Source organism: Modicisalibacter radicis, from assembly GCF_900961225.1.
Taxonomy (GTDB): domain Bacteria; phylum Pseudomonadota; class Gammaproteobacteria; order Pseudomonadales; family Halomonadaceae; genus Modicisalibacter.
In genome coordinates this window covers 159,950-172,757 of sequence record NZ_CAAHFN010000131.1, presented here as the reverse complement: position 1 = coordinate 172,757, position 12,808 = coordinate 159,950, and the positions used below count along the sequence as shown (strand labels likewise).

Below are 12,808 nucleotides of genomic sequence, written 5' to 3'. Positions count from 1 at the left end.
TTCAGGCCAGCGACTCGGCACTATCCGCCCTGCGATAGCGCCCGACATAGTCGAACAGCTTCTCGCGCACCTGCCAGTGGCGGCCCACCCGGCGCCCGATGACGAAATCGGGGGCCTTCAGGCGCTGGCGCTCGGCGATCACCGCCTCGGGGGTGGCCGGCCACCAGTTCGCGCCCGGGGCGCGCAGGTGGCGACGCAGGAAGGCCGCGGCGAAGGCGCCGCGCTGGGCCGGCGTCTCCAGCGCGAACCACTCGGCCAGCGTGGCGCCGTCCTCGTCGTGGTAGGTCACCTTGAGCCGCGGCAACCCGCGACCGTTGACGGTGGCGTCGAGCTGCATGCCGCTGACCCGCAGCACCCGCGCATCCTTCAGGCGCAGCGCGTCCTTGAGCTTGTCGTCGGGGTCCACCAGGCGTTCGCCGCAGCCATGGCAACTGCGCGCGGCGATGTCGTTCTCGGCGCCGCACTGCTCGCAGGTCTTGAAGCGAAAGCGGAAGTCGCACTGCTTCATCGCAGACTGTGCCGGTTTTGACGTTGTGCCTTGCACGCGGCTCGGAACGCGATGGTCGGGGTTTGAATTTACGCCTTGCGCGCGGGGTCGGGCGCGATGAGAAGGAACGAGCCCCTGGCAGCGCCGGCCGAAGTGCTCGATGACGACCTCGCCGTCGCGCTTGCCCCAGAACAGGTTGGCATGGCCGCACTGCGGGCATTCGACCTGCACCGGCTCGCTGTCCGAGTCCGGCTTGGGCGTGCCCACCTCCGGCGCATACAGGTCCCAGGGGTTGCCGGCGTAATCGAGGATCAGGCAGTCCGACTTGCCGGGTGCCAGGCGCAGTCCGCGGCCGACGATCTGCTGATACAGCCCCACCGACTCGGTGGGTCGCAGGATCGCGATCAGATCGACGTGCGGCGCGTCGAAGCCGGTGGTGAGTACCGCGACGTTGACCAGGTACTTGAGCCGCTGCGCCTTGAAGTCGCCGATCAGCCGCTGGCGCTCGCGCGACGGCGTCGCGCCGGTGATCAGCGCCGCCTGCTCGGCGGGCAGGTAAGCAAGGATCTCCTCGGCATGCGCCACGGTGGCGGCGAAGATCATCACCCCGCGGCGTTCGGCGGCACGGGCGATGATCTCCTCGACGATCACCGGCGTGGCGCGATGGCCGCGCACCACGCGGTTGAGATCCTCCTCGGCGAACACCCCGCGACTGCTCGGCATCAGCCGCGAGAAGTCGTACCGCTCGACGCTGGCATCGACCCGCGTGGGCGGTGCCAGATAGCCCTGCTTGACCATCAGCCGCAGCGGCTGCTCGAACACGCAGTCCTGGAAGAAGCATTCGGCGTCACCACGCACCATGCCGTGGTGATGGCGATGATAGATGAAGCCCTGGCCCAGCCGATACGGGGTGGCGGTCAGCCCCAGCACCTTGAGCCGGGGATTGGCACGCCGCAGGCGATCGATGACCTTGCGATAGCTGGCATCGTCGGCGGGCGAGACGCGGTGGCATTCATCGATCACCAGCAGCGTGAAGCCCGCATCGGCGGCGGACCCGCCCTCGCCGGCGAAGGCATCGAGGTTGCGCACCACCGACTGCACCGAGCCGAACACCACCTGGCGCGCGGCCTGCTTGCGCCCCAGCCCGGCGCTGAAGATGTCCGCCTCGAGCCCGTAGGCCCGGTACTTGGCGTGGTTCTGCTCGACCAGCTCGCGCACGTGGGCCAGGACCAGCACCCGGCCGCGAGCCAGCCGCGCCAGCTCGGCGATCACCAGCGACTTGCCGCTGCCGGTGGGCAGCACCACCACGGCGGGGTCGTCGCCGCGCCGGAAATGTGCGATGACGCTGTCGACGGCCTGACGCTGGTAGGGACGGAGTCGAGGGGCGGCATTGGTCGAGGAGGGGCTGGACATGAGCGGCATGGTACTCAGGTCGCGCGGCCGAGGAAATGGCTCGGTCGCGGGCCGCGGCGCTTTTCCTTGAGAGACATTCGCGCCTTCCTCAAGCCCGGCAGGGTTCTGCCGGTCCCCTTCTTTGCCTTTGCCCTGGGCGCCAACATGAACCTGGCGGCCTTCTTCAATCCCGAGGTCGTGGGCGCCGGCCTGCTGCTGGGGATCATGATGACGATACTGACCGGTTGGCGTGGGTATCATGGTGTTCCGGCTGTTCCGCGAGCCCAGTGTCATCGCGGCGGTGTCCAAGGCGACCACGGCCGGCAACGCCGCCAGCACGCCGGCATCGCTCCTGATCGATTCGATCATAACGGTGACCAACGACGGGGCTCGATCAACTCAGGTCGTGTCGCCCGCCCGTTTCCAACGGCGATCCCAGAGGCGATAGACCAATGTCTAATATTTCTTAACTATCTGATGCGTAAGAAAATGATTGGCCTGTGCCGGGTTTTTCCGGGGCATTGTGCAGCCAGGGGTTGTCATTACGATCGAAACGATCAACTTTATGATCACTACGATCAAAAAGAGCCGATCACATGGCAACTTCTCAATCGAGCCGAACCGCCGGCAATCTGGACGCCAACTTGCCTCCCAAACTGCCGACGACGCTTGGCGACTACCTGCGCAGCATCGGCCCCGGGCTGGTACTCGCCATGGCCTTTCTGGGAACCGGCGACCTGGTCAGTTCCACCGTGTCGGGCGCCAACTACGGCTACGCGCTGATGTGGACCCTGGTGGTCGCCCTGGCCGCCCGCTACTGCATGATCTCGGCCATCGCCAAGTACAAGCTGGCCAACCGGTTCGAAGACTCGTCGCTGATGGCCGGCTACCAGCGCCTGTGGAAGGGCTTTCCGGCATTCTTCGCCATCCTGATGCTGGTCTACGGCCTGATCATCCAGATGAGCTTCATGCGCGCCTGCGCCGTCGCGCTGGTGCACCTGGTCGAATCCACCGGCGTGACGCTGCCCGATGGGCTCGGTCTGCCGCTGATGGGACTCATCATCATGGTGCTGTCGCTGGTCATGCTGGCGGGCCGCAACGCGTTCAAGTGGCTCGAGCGTCTGGCGCGAATCGCTTCCGTGATCATCATCGGTTCGTTCGTCTACGCCCTGTTCCGGATCGGCCATGTCGACTTTCCCGCGCTGTTCAGCGGCCTGACGTTCGCCGTGCCGGCCGACAACGGCCCCTTCGATGCGCTGTTCATCGCGGTGGCGACCATCGGCACCATCGGTGGTTCGGCGATCAACCTGCTCTACCCCTACTTCATGGATGATCGCGGCTGGAATCGCCCGGTGCACCGCAAGATCCAGCGGCTGGACCTGATCGCGGGCATGCTGCCGCTGCTGATCATCAACGCGCTGTTCTGGATCGTGGCGGCGGAGACGCTGCGCGGAACGGGCGTGACCGTTTCCAGCGAGACCGATCTCGCCACGATGATGCAGATGGCGGTCGGCGACTGGGGGCCGACCCTGCTCTGGGTCAGCCTGTTCATGGCCGCCTTCACCAGCTTCCCCGCCCAGGCGCACGGGCTGGCCAAGCTGATGTTCAACGGGCTCCACCTGGCGACCGGAAAGAGAGACGGTGAGATGCGCCCCGAGCAGGATCCGCGCTATCGCCCCGCCCTGATCGGCCTGTTCATCGTCGCCCCGCTGTTCATCACGCTGCCCTTTGCGCCCAACCTCGTCTATCTGAGTGTCTTCGGCACCAGCGTGATCACGGCCACGGTACTGCCGCCGATCCTGATCGGCATCCTGATCCTGACCACCAGCCGCCGCTTCATGCTCGACGACTACGCCAACCGTTGGTGGGAAACCCTGATCCTGGGTGTCATCTCCCTCATCGGCCTCTGGTCGCTCTACGCCATCCTGACCAATCTGGCCGACGCCATCGCCAGGGTCGCCCAGTAGCGATCGACGCACGCTTTCACTCTCAATTTCCACGAGGAGACTCGCATGACACAGTTCAAAGGCATCGTTCCCGCGCTCATCACGCCGCTCGATTCCCAGGAGGAGATCGACGAAGCGGGCCTGCGTCGCCTGGTCGACATCCTGATCGCCAAGGGCGTTCACGGTCTGTTCGCCCTGGGTACCAATGGCGAGTTCTTCTCGCTCTCCGACGAGGAGAAGGTGCGTGTCGCCACCATCGTCAAGGACCAGGCCGCGGGTCGCGTACCGGTCTACGCCGGCACCGGTGGCTATGCCACACGCGGCGTGATCGAGCTCAACGCCCGCATGGCCGACGTCGGGGTCGACGGCCTGTCGATCATCACCCCCTATTTCAACGGTGCGACCCAGGCCGAACTGATCACCCACTACGAGCGCATCGCCGCGGCGACCGACCTGCCGATCCTGCTCTACACCATTCCGGCCAAGGCGGGCGTGACGCTGGAAGTGTCGAGCGTGGCCACGCTGTCGAGGATTCCCAACATTCGCGGGATCAAGGATAGCGGCGGCGACTTCGATCGCCTGGTCCAGTTGATCCACCTGCGCCGGGACGACTTCGCCGTGTTCACCGGCACCGACTCGATGATTCTGTGGACATTGATGGCAGGCGGCGACGGCGCCGTGGCGGCTACCACCAACGCGGTGCCGGACGTGGTGATGACGATCTGGAACGCCTGGCAGGCCGGCGATTTCGAGACCGCCCGCGAAGCCCAGGAGAAGCTGCGGCCCCTGCGCAGCGCCTTCGCGTTGGGTACCATGCCGAGCGTGCTGAAGACGGCAGCCGACCTGCTCGGCATGCCCGCGGGGCCCGCTCGCTCGCCGGTCCAGGCGCTGACGCCGCAGGCACACGCCAAGCTGCAGCAGGCTCTCGAGGCGTACTCCCGTGTCGACGTCTGAAGTCCCGTCGGCATTGGCGATGCCGGCGTCCGGTGAAGCTTCATCCGTGCCCGTGAAATTGCTCATCCTGGCCGATGACCTGACCGGCACCGCGGATTCGGCGGTCGGGTGCGCGCAGCTCGGTCTGGCGACGCAGGTCATGCTGTCGGCCGAAGCGGCCAGCGTGGCGGACGTCGCCGCGGTGGATCTCGATTCGCGCGCCTGTGACGCTGGCGAGGCGGTAGCACGACACCATCACTGCCTGACCCGGTGGACTGGACACTACCTGCATCTGTTCAAGAAGGTCGACTCGACCCTGCGCGGCAACCTTGCCGCCGAGATCGCGAGCCTGGTGCCGCGCGCCGGCATGGCGATCGTCGCGCCGGCTTATCCCGCCACCGGCAGAACCACCCGGGATGGCCGCCAGTGGCTCCACGAGCGCCCGGTCGAAGAAACCGAGGCCTGGACCAACGAAGGTATCGCCGGTCGTGCCGATCTGGTCGAGATGCTGGAAGGAGCCGGCCTGAAGACACATCGGCTCGACCTGTCGGCGCTCCACGAAGCGGACGCGGCGGTGACGAACACCTTGTGCCGATATCGCCAGGAAGGCGTCCAAGCCGTGGTCTGCGACGCACTGACGGATGCCGACCTGACGCGACTGGCAACGCTGTCGGCGCCTCTGGAACGCGTGTTCTGGGTCGGCTCGGCGGGATTGGGCCTTGCCCTCCCCCGGGCGCTGGGACTTTCCGGCATGCCGGGCACGACCCAAGCGACGCCTGCCCCGCGTCGACGCCCGACCCTGATCGTGGTCGGGAGCATGAGTCGCATTTCGCACGCACAGGCCGATGCCCTGGTCGACGCCACCCCCGCGCTCGAGGTGGTCGAGATCGATGCCGAGGACCTTCTTAGCCCCCACTCTGGAGACTCGCAAACGTCCGCCCGGGCCGCGAGCAACGATCGCATCCGGCAGACACTGCAGGCCGGCGACGATGTGCTGGTTCGACTGACCCAGCCCGGCGACCGCGATGCAGCGGAGGGGCCGAGGCTCAGCGTCGAGCTCGGCGTGATGCTCGCCCTGCACCTGGCCGCGGTCGATCGCCTGATCGCCACGGGCGGCGCCACCGCACGAGCGCTGCTGATGGCGGCAGAGATCACCGAACTCGATCTCGTCGATGCGCCCGACACCGGGATGGCGAGGCTGCATGCGAATCACGACGGCCGAACGCTCGAAGTGATCACCAAGGCGGGCGGCTTCGGCGATACCGAAGCCTTCGTGCGGATCTGGCACGACACCGGTTGCATCCCCACTTTCCAGACTCAACAGAGGATACGCACATGACCGATCGTCCCGTCATCGGCATCACCATGGGCGATGCCGCCGGCGTCGGCCCGGAGATCATCGTCAAGGCACTGGCCCAGGACACCGTCCACGATAGTTGCCGGCCGCTGGTCATCGGCGACGCCGGACGCCTGCGCCAGGTGATGGAGATCGTCGGCTCGACGCTCGAGCTGCATGTCGTGGAGACCCCCGACCAGGCGCGTTTCGAACGGGGCACCCTCGAGTGTATCGATCTCGGGCTGATCCCCGCCGACCTGCCCTGGGGCAAGGTTTCCAAGATTGCCGGCGATGCCGCCTATCGCTACATCGCCAGGACCGTCGAACTGATCGAGGCCGGCGAACTCGACGCGATCTGCACCGCACCGCTCAACAAGGAAGCGCTGCATGCCGGAGGCCATCTCTTTCCGGGACACACCGAACTACTGGCGCACCTGACCGGCACCGAGGAAGTCTCGATGATGCTGGTGACACCAACTATGAAGGTAATTCATGTCACCACGCATATCGGCATCATCGATGCCATCGCACGAATCGAACCGGGGCTGGTGCAGCGCACCATCGAGCGCGCCCACGAAACGCTGGCACGGGCCGGCATTCACGACCCGCGTATCGCCGTCTGCGGCATCAATCCCCACGCCGGCGAGAACGGGCTGTTCGGCTATGGCGAAGAGGAAGAGAAGATCGTCCCGGCCATCAAGGCATTGCGCCAGCGGGGCTGGAACATCGAAGGACCGCTGCCCGCCGACACCCTGTTCTTCCGCGCCGGTCGCGGCGACTTCGACTGCGTGGTGGCGATGTACCACGACCAGGGGCACGGCCCGGTCAAGGTGATGGGGCTCGAGGCGGGCGTCAACGTCACCGTCGGCCTGCCGGTGGTTCGCACCTCGGTCGATCACGGCACCGCCTTCGATATCGCCGGCAAGGCCATCGCCGACGAGCGCAGCCTGATCGAGGCGCTGCGCCAGGCCGTCGAGCTCGCCAGCCGCCGAACCGCGCAGCCGACCTGACACCGAATTCCCCCATTCCCAAAGCAGGAGAACGACATGCCGACCATCGGATTCGCAGGACTCGGACTCATGGGCGCCGGAATCGCCCGCAACATCCTCAAGGCGGGCCACCCGCTCAAGGCGCTGGCCCACCGCAACCGCCAGCCGATCGAGGCACTCCTTGCCGAAGGTGCAACGGAGGTAGACGACGCCGCCGCACTCGGCGCCGAGTGCGATATCGTGTTTCTCTGCGTGACCGGCGCGCCGCAGGTCGAGGCACTCATCGACGGCGAGGACGGCATCCGCGCCGGCGCCCGCCGCGCCAATCGCCAGGACCTGGTGATCGTCGACTGCTCCACCTCCGAGCCGACGCTGACCCGGCGCCTGGCCGAATCGCTCGCCGCCGACGGTATCACGCTTATCGACGCCCCCCTCGGTGGCACTCCGACCCAAGCCGACGCCGGCGAGCTGCAGGCGATCGTCGGCGCCGACAAGGCCACCCTCGACAAGGTACGTCCAGTGCTGGAGAGCTGGGCGGCGAAGATCCTGCACGTCGGCCCGGTGGGCGCGGGCCACACCATGAAGCTTCTCAACAACTTCCTCGCCATGGGCTACGGGGCGATCTTCGCCGAGGCGCTTACCATCGGTGCCAAGGCCGGCATCACGCCGCAGACCTTCGACAGTGTCATTCGCGGCTCGCGCATGGATAGCGGCTTCTATCGGACCTTCTTCCAGTACGTGCTGGAGCGCGACCGCAACGCCCATCGCTTCACGCTGGCCAACGCCCACAAGGACACGCGCTACCTGGCCTCGCTGGCCGAGGCGATGAACGTGGAGGCCGGTGTCGCCAGGGCCGTTCGCGATCTCTACGCCAGCGCCGAATCCCAGGGCGACGGTGACAGGTTCGTGCCGGAGCTGTCCGACATTATCGCCGCTCGCCACCAGCTGTCGCTGGCATGATGCGTCCTCCTCTCATCTGCCCAAGGAGTCTGCGTGACTACTGTGAACAACGTGACCTTTGACGACGTATCGCCTCCGGCTAAAGAAGACCCGGCGCGCCCGAACGCGCGACTATCGTCGCCCTGCGGGCAGAACCACGCCGCGAACCTTCACGCAATGCCCAATGGTGACCTGCTGTGTGCCTGGTTCGGCGGCTCTCAGGAAGGAATTCCGGATATATCGAGCTCAACGCGATCTATGGCAGCCGCTGGCAGACAACATCCACTTCAGCCACTCTCGGGACGGTCGCCACTGGACTATCGAGTTGCCTGACAATCATCCATCAATCCAGTGCATACGGTTGTCGAATGGCACGCTTGCGTATCGCGCTCACCCGCTTGCGCCAGTGTAGCCAGTACACCCGCTTAGGGCCCGGTGAGGTGCAACATTGAGAACAACTTCCTCAACTGCCCCTTGGGCTATAGCATACTGCGGTTCCAATATCTCGCCGGAGCCGCAATGAAAGTCGCCAAACGCCGTCAGGCGATGTTGGAAGCCGTTCACGCCGGTATCACCAGCATCGAAGCACTTTGTCGCCACTTCAACATCTCCGAAGCCACGGCCCGCCGTGATCTCAGTGCATTGTCGGATGAGGGATTACTGGTGCGTACCTACGGTGGTGCAGCCACGACGATCGGCCAGCGCGAGCCCGAGCTGACACTGGAGCAGCGCCGCATGCGTCAGGGTGACGTCAAGGCGCGTCTGGCCGGTTGTGCACTGGCGTGCATCAAGGATAGCGACACCGTGCTACTGGACGGTGGCACCACCACGGCGGCACTGGCCAAGCGTCTCCATGAACGCCACGGACTTCATGTAGTGACCAATAACATGGCGGCCCTGCCTTGTCTCGCGCAGCTCCCCGAAGGCCACACGACGATCCTAGGGGGAGATCTTCGCGCCTCGAGCATGACGGCTTATGGCCCTTTGGCCCACGCGGCGCTGTCTAGGCTGACGGTAGACAAGCTGTTTCTCAGCGCCGATGGTGTCACCGAGCTTGGACTGTGCGAAGCCAGCCCCGAACAGGCATGGCTCAAGGAAGCCATGATCGCACGAGCCGCCGAAGTCTACGTCATGGCCGACGCCACAAAACTCGGCCGTGCCAGCCAGCAACATTGGACCCCCTTTCCGCGGCGCTGGACCCTGATAACCGATGCCGACGATGAGCGTGTCGAGGTCTTTACCGCCCTCGGTGCCACGCTGAAGCGGCCCGATTCATTCTAAGCGCCATTGCCGCCAGCCCTTTATCCGCCACAGCTTGCAAGGAAAACATGATAATCGACGCGAGAATCATTGCGGATAGGGCATCCAGCCATCGCCCCTGAGACGCACATAGGGCACCCCCTGATAGGGCATCACCACCACCGCCTCGTTTTCCGACACCGGCGCGGTGCTCGGCAGGCCGCTCAGCAGATTCGGCCAGTCGACCCGCTCGGCACCGAACGCATCGCTCGCCACCAGCCGCAAGACCAGCTCGGAGATCGCCAGATAGCTGGTCGGTTCGCTGACCCGCAGCGGCTCGCCCTGGCGCGGCTGGGCCAGCCCGGTGAGTTTGAGCCCCACCGGCACGTGGGTCATCGTCGGATTGGGGATCTCGCGCATGCCGGGGAACTGCATCTTGTCGCCGCGCAGCGCCGCGCCGTGCTCGGGAACGATCAGCACCGCGACCCGGCGCCCCTCGCGGTCGAGTCGCTGCAAGAAGGCCAGCAGGTCGTCGAACAGCGTCACCAGGCGTTGCCGATAATCGGCGAAACCACGCTGGCCGACATAGCGATTGCCGTCGTGCAGCGATACCGTGTTGTAGAAGGTCGCGCTCGGCGATCCGGCAGCGTCCTGCGACGCCCACTGGGCCAGCGCAGCACCATCGGCGTAGACCGGCGAATCGTCGAAGGCGGTCATCGCCGGCGCCAGGCCGTCCATCTCCAGCTTGGGCACGTCGAGCCCGCCCTCCTGCTGCAGCTCACGGAGGTAGCCATCGAACTGCCCGTCGTGGTTGAGCACAAGGTTCCGTGAAAAGCCCAGGTCGGCGAGATTCTCGAACAGCTGGCATTCGCGCGGCACGTCGCCGTACAGCGCCGCGTGAGGGCGCTGGCCGCAACTCGCCTGCAACAGGCGGATACCCGCCGGCCCGCTGTAGGAAGTCGCCGAATTGAAGTTGTCGAACACCACGTCCAGATAGTCGAACAACGGATGATCGGTCAGCCCGACCTCCGCCATGTCGTCCCAGGACAGCGAGCAGATATTGATCACCAGCACATCGAAGGGGGCCGCGCCGGCCGGTCGCGCGGCGAAGGTAGTGCGCCGCTGCCGTTCGGCGGCATAGAACGCCTCGAGCCGGCGATCGAGCACCGCATCGCTGGCTTTCTCGGTCGGCGCCGGGACCGGCTCGTCGGCCTGCACGACATCGGCCAGCCCCCGATTGGGCACACTCGGCAGGGCCGCCACTGCCGACTCCTGGGAGACGGGGCCGGCCACCGGCAGCAACGGTGCCACGGCCAGCCATATCAACCCCAGCATCACCGGCACGCTGACGCGGACCCACGGCGCGATGAAACCGTACCCCACCGCCAGCACGAACAGCACCCCCAGCCATTCCCAACTGACGATGCGTCCGGCCAGCTCGAGCAGATACGACGGGCTCATGGCGCCGACCTGCGACGACTGCGCCAGCAGTCGCTCGAAGGGCGGCAGCCAGGTGTCGTGATAGAACAGCGCCACGCCGACCGGGATCGCCGCGAGGTGGCGCAGGCGATGCAACCAGCGGGGCGGCAGCGGCACCAGCAGAAACGCCGCGAACACCAGATTGGCCAGGGCGTCGAAATCGATCGCCCCACGCCAGTACAGCGCCAGCTTGACGATGAAGTACAGGTTCCACAGCCCCAGACCGCGCCATGCGGCAACGCGTTCCGGCGGCTCGGTCGGCGAGGTTTCGATGCGACTCATTGTTCGGATATGTCCTTGCCCGCCGTCCGGCGCCGACGCACGCCGAGACGAACCAGATAACGCGGCCGCCGATCGAGGATGCGCCGTCCCCAATGCCACACCGGTCTCCCTCCCAGCCCCGCAAGCAGGCCCACCAGCAGCCCGATCAGTGCTGCCATGTCCTGACTCATGGCACTTCCTCCGCAGGCGTCCTCAGGGCCAGCGACACCGGGCGCGGCACTACCGGGGTAGCCCCCGGCGGTACTGCATCGGCTGCCTCGTGAATGTCGTCGGCACCTGCAACAGGCGCCTGGCTCTGCGAATCCCAGCCGTGATCGATCAACTGACGTCGCTCCAGGGCGATGGTCTCGCGCCGATCGAAGACCTGCCGGCTCGAAAACAGTGCGCTGTCGGCGACCCCGAACAGCCGCGTCAGGGCAATGTCGAGATCGGTCAGACGGCAGCCGAACAGAAACAGGTAGAGACGCGACTCGATGAGCGTGGCCATGTCACCTTGCCGCGTGAGCCGACACTGAGCCAGCGCCTGGGAAGCCGACAACCCACCGGCCGGCCGCAACACGACCAGCAGGCTCGACACCGCCTCGGCCGAACCGCCCGCCAGCCAATCCGCGATCTGCTCGATGAACGCCGCCGGCGACACCACGCCGCTGGCGGGTAGCGGGCGCAGCGACGCGGTCACTGAAGCGAAGTCGGGATCGATGGAACGCATGAATCGCTGCCCCTGGATGCCCTCGATACGGCTAAGGAAACGGGCGAACGACACACTGTGCCCCACCACCAGATTGACGCCACTCAGCGCCATCAGACGCTCGTCGCGATAGCGCAGGCAAGGCATCATCTCTCGCACCACCAGCTTGACGGCATCGCCGCACTGCAGGCGCAACTCATGCATCATGCCTGCCACCGCCTCGATCCGATCGGCATGCTCCAGCGCCAGGATGACCGTCGCCGTCCGAGCGCCGGCCGCCTGGGCGACCACCTCGTTGGGATCATCGAAAACCAGCCAGTACTCGCCGGGCAGCGTGGCCTCTTCGAGGGCCGCGCGCTGCACGAAATAGCGATGTTCGTCGCTACCGCCAGCGGCCTCCTGCTCGACCACATGCAACAACTGCCAGCCGTCGCCCAGCGGCGCCAGGCTCATGTCGTGCCCCCCGCAGGCACGCAGGTCGTTGCGCCAGTGCACCACCAGGTAACGCCCCGTCTCGCCCACCGACTGCAGATGTGCCAGGCCATCGAGCACATCGTTGTGCGGCTGTAGACGGCCCCGCAACGACACGCTCCGCGATCCGTGCACGAGCAGCACCAAGCAGGCCCCGCGTTTTCGACACCAACGCTGCCAACGCCGCAGCCATGCTGCCAGGGTCGTTCCACGTAGCGTCTCGAGTGCCGTCGCCGGCAGCTTGAGCAGGACCAGCCGCGGGCCTTGCCGACGGCGCCATCGATGTACACGGCCGAGCTCATCGGGCAGGGCCTCGAGTGCAGCTCGTGGCGCCTTGTCGTCCAGCGACCATAGCCTCATGCGGCCCGGACCGCGCTGGGGGTCCTCCAGTCCCGGGGGCTGTCGGCCGTCTTCGTCGCCCATGACGATCCAGTCGGCGAGAGTGTCGGCCTCGAGGCCGACCAACAGACCAGCAGCAAGACGCCGCAGACTGGGTTCACGGTCGGCAAGCACGACATACTGCCCCGGGCACCGTAGTGCCGAGAGTTCCGCCCAGAGGCCCTCGACGGCCAGCGAGAAGTGCTGTCGTAGAGCCGGCGATGGCTCGATCATTGTGTCCGCCTGGAT

At 66.2% G+C, this 12,808-nt stretch carries 10 protein-coding genes and 1 pseudogene; 7 read left to right on the top strand and 4 right to left on the bottom strand.

Annotation, left to right across the window (positions count from 1 at the left end; all coding sequences use genetic code 11):
* Position 1: 1 nt before the first annotated feature.
* Positions 2-1,900, bottom strand: coding sequence for a DEAD/DEAH box helicase (locus HR9077_RS20875; protein WP_244613394.1), 1,899 nt, complete (start codon positions 1,898-1,900; stop codon positions 2-4).
* On the opposite strand from HR9077_RS20875, the pseudogene HR9077_RS22525 reads away from it, so the two are divergent.
* From HR9077_RS22525 to HR9077_RS20835, 7 genes and pseudogenes are all read left to right on the top strand, one after another.
* A pseudogene (locus tag HR9077_RS22525) lies at positions 1,820-2,077 on the top strand (hypothetical protein); the annotation flags it as partial. The gene HR9077_RS20875 and the pseudogene HR9077_RS22525 overlap by 81 nt on opposite strands.
* Before the next feature lie 398 nt (positions 2,078-2,475).
* A complete protein-coding gene (locus HR9077_RS20865) occupies positions 2,476-3,846 on the top strand; it encodes an Nramp family divalent metal transporter (RefSeq protein ID WP_136069218.1) in 1,371 nt (456 codons plus the stop codon).
* 45 nt (positions 3,847-3,891) lie between these two features.
* Positions 3,892-4,779, top strand: coding sequence for a 4-hydroxy-tetrahydrodipicolinate synthase (gene dapA, locus HR9077_RS20860; RefSeq protein ID WP_136069217.1), 888 nt, complete (start codon positions 3,892-3,894; stop codon positions 4,777-4,779).
* A 46-nt stretch (positions 4,780-4,825) separates the two neighbouring features.
* The gene (locus HR9077_RS20855) at positions 4,826-6,097 is read left to right on the top strand and encodes a four-carbon acid sugar kinase family protein (protein WP_168381016.1); all 1,272 of its coding nucleotides are present in this window, start codon (positions 4,826-4,828) and stop codon (positions 6,095-6,097) included.
* Positions 6,094-7,104, top strand: a complete 1,011-nt coding sequence (gene pdxA, locus HR9077_RS20850; RefSeq protein ID WP_136069215.1) for a 4-hydroxythreonine-4-phosphate dehydrogenase PdxA — start codon at positions 6,094-6,096, stop codon at positions 7,102-7,104. Before HR9077_RS20855 ends, pdxA begins: the two co-directional genes overlap by 4 nt.
* 36 nt (positions 7,105-7,140) lie before the next feature.
* Positions 7,141-8,043: an NAD(P)-dependent oxidoreductase gene (locus HR9077_RS20845; protein ID WP_136069214.1), complete on the top strand. Its 903-nt coding sequence runs from the start codon at positions 7,141-7,143 to the stop codon at positions 8,041-8,043.
* A gap of 498 nt (positions 8,044-8,541) precedes the next feature.
* On the top strand, positions 8,542-9,303 hold the full coding sequence (locus HR9077_RS20835) for a DeoR/GlpR family DNA-binding transcription regulator (protein ID WP_136069213.1): 762 nt from the start codon (positions 8,542-8,544) through the stop codon (positions 9,301-9,303).
* Between the two features lie 66 nt (positions 9,304-9,369).
* On the opposite strand, the gene bcsG is transcribed toward HR9077_RS20835, so the two are convergent.
* Genes bcsG through bcsE form a run of 3 tightly spaced genes read right to left on the bottom strand, consistent with a single transcriptional unit; the run spans position 9,370 to position 12,793 of the window.
* On the bottom strand, positions 9,370-11,022 hold the full coding sequence (gene bcsG / locus HR9077_RS20830) for a cellulose biosynthesis protein BcsG (RefSeq protein WP_136069212.1): 1,653 nt from the start codon (positions 11,020-11,022) through the stop codon (positions 9,370-9,372).
* Entirely contained in the window at positions 11,019-11,192 is a 174-nt protein-coding gene (locus tag HR9077_RS21955) for a hypothetical protein (protein WP_168381015.1), read from the bottom strand. The genes bcsG and HR9077_RS21955 overlap by 4 nt, the downstream gene beginning before the upstream one ends.
* Entirely contained in the window at positions 11,189-12,793 is a 1,605-nt protein-coding gene (bcsE, locus tag HR9077_RS20825; protein ID WP_168381014.1) for a cellulose biosynthesis protein BcsE, read from the bottom strand. Before bcsE ends, HR9077_RS21955 begins: the two co-directional genes overlap by 4 nt.
* Between the last annotated feature and the right edge of the window lie 15 nt (positions 12,794-12,808).

Coding starts and splice junctions, on each gene's coding strand:
- HR9077_RS20875 (WP_244613394.1), bottom strand. CDS start 1,900: ATGTCCAGCCCCTCCTCGACCAATGCCGCCCCTCGACTCCGTCCCTAC.
- HR9077_RS20865 (WP_136069218.1), top strand. CDS start 2,476: ATGGCAACTTCTCAATCGAGCCGAACCGCCGGCAATCTGGACGCCAAC.
- dapA (WP_136069217.1), top strand. CDS start 3,892: ATGACACAGTTCAAAGGCATCGTTCCCGCGCTCATCACGCCGCTCGAT.
- pdxA (WP_136069215.1), top strand. CDS start 6,094: ATGACCGATCGTCCCGTCATCGGCATCACCATGGGCGATGCCGCCGGC.
- HR9077_RS20845 (WP_136069214.1), top strand. CDS start 7,141: ATGCCGACCATCGGATTCGCAGGACTCGGACTCATGGGCGCCGGAATC.
- HR9077_RS20835 (WP_136069213.1), top strand. CDS start 8,542: ATGAAAGTCGCCAAACGCCGTCAGGCGATGTTGGAAGCCGTTCACGCC.
- bcsG (WP_136069212.1), bottom strand. CDS start 11,022: ATGAGTCGCATCGAAACCTCGCCGACCGAGCCGCCGGAACGCGTTGCC.
- HR9077_RS21955 (WP_168381015.1), bottom strand. CDS start 11,192: ATGAGTCAGGACATGGCAGCACTGATCGGGCTGCTGGTGGGCCTGCTT.
- bcsE (WP_168381014.1), bottom strand. CDS start 12,793: ATGATCGAGCCATCGCCGGCTCTACGACAGCACTTCTCGCTGGCCGTC.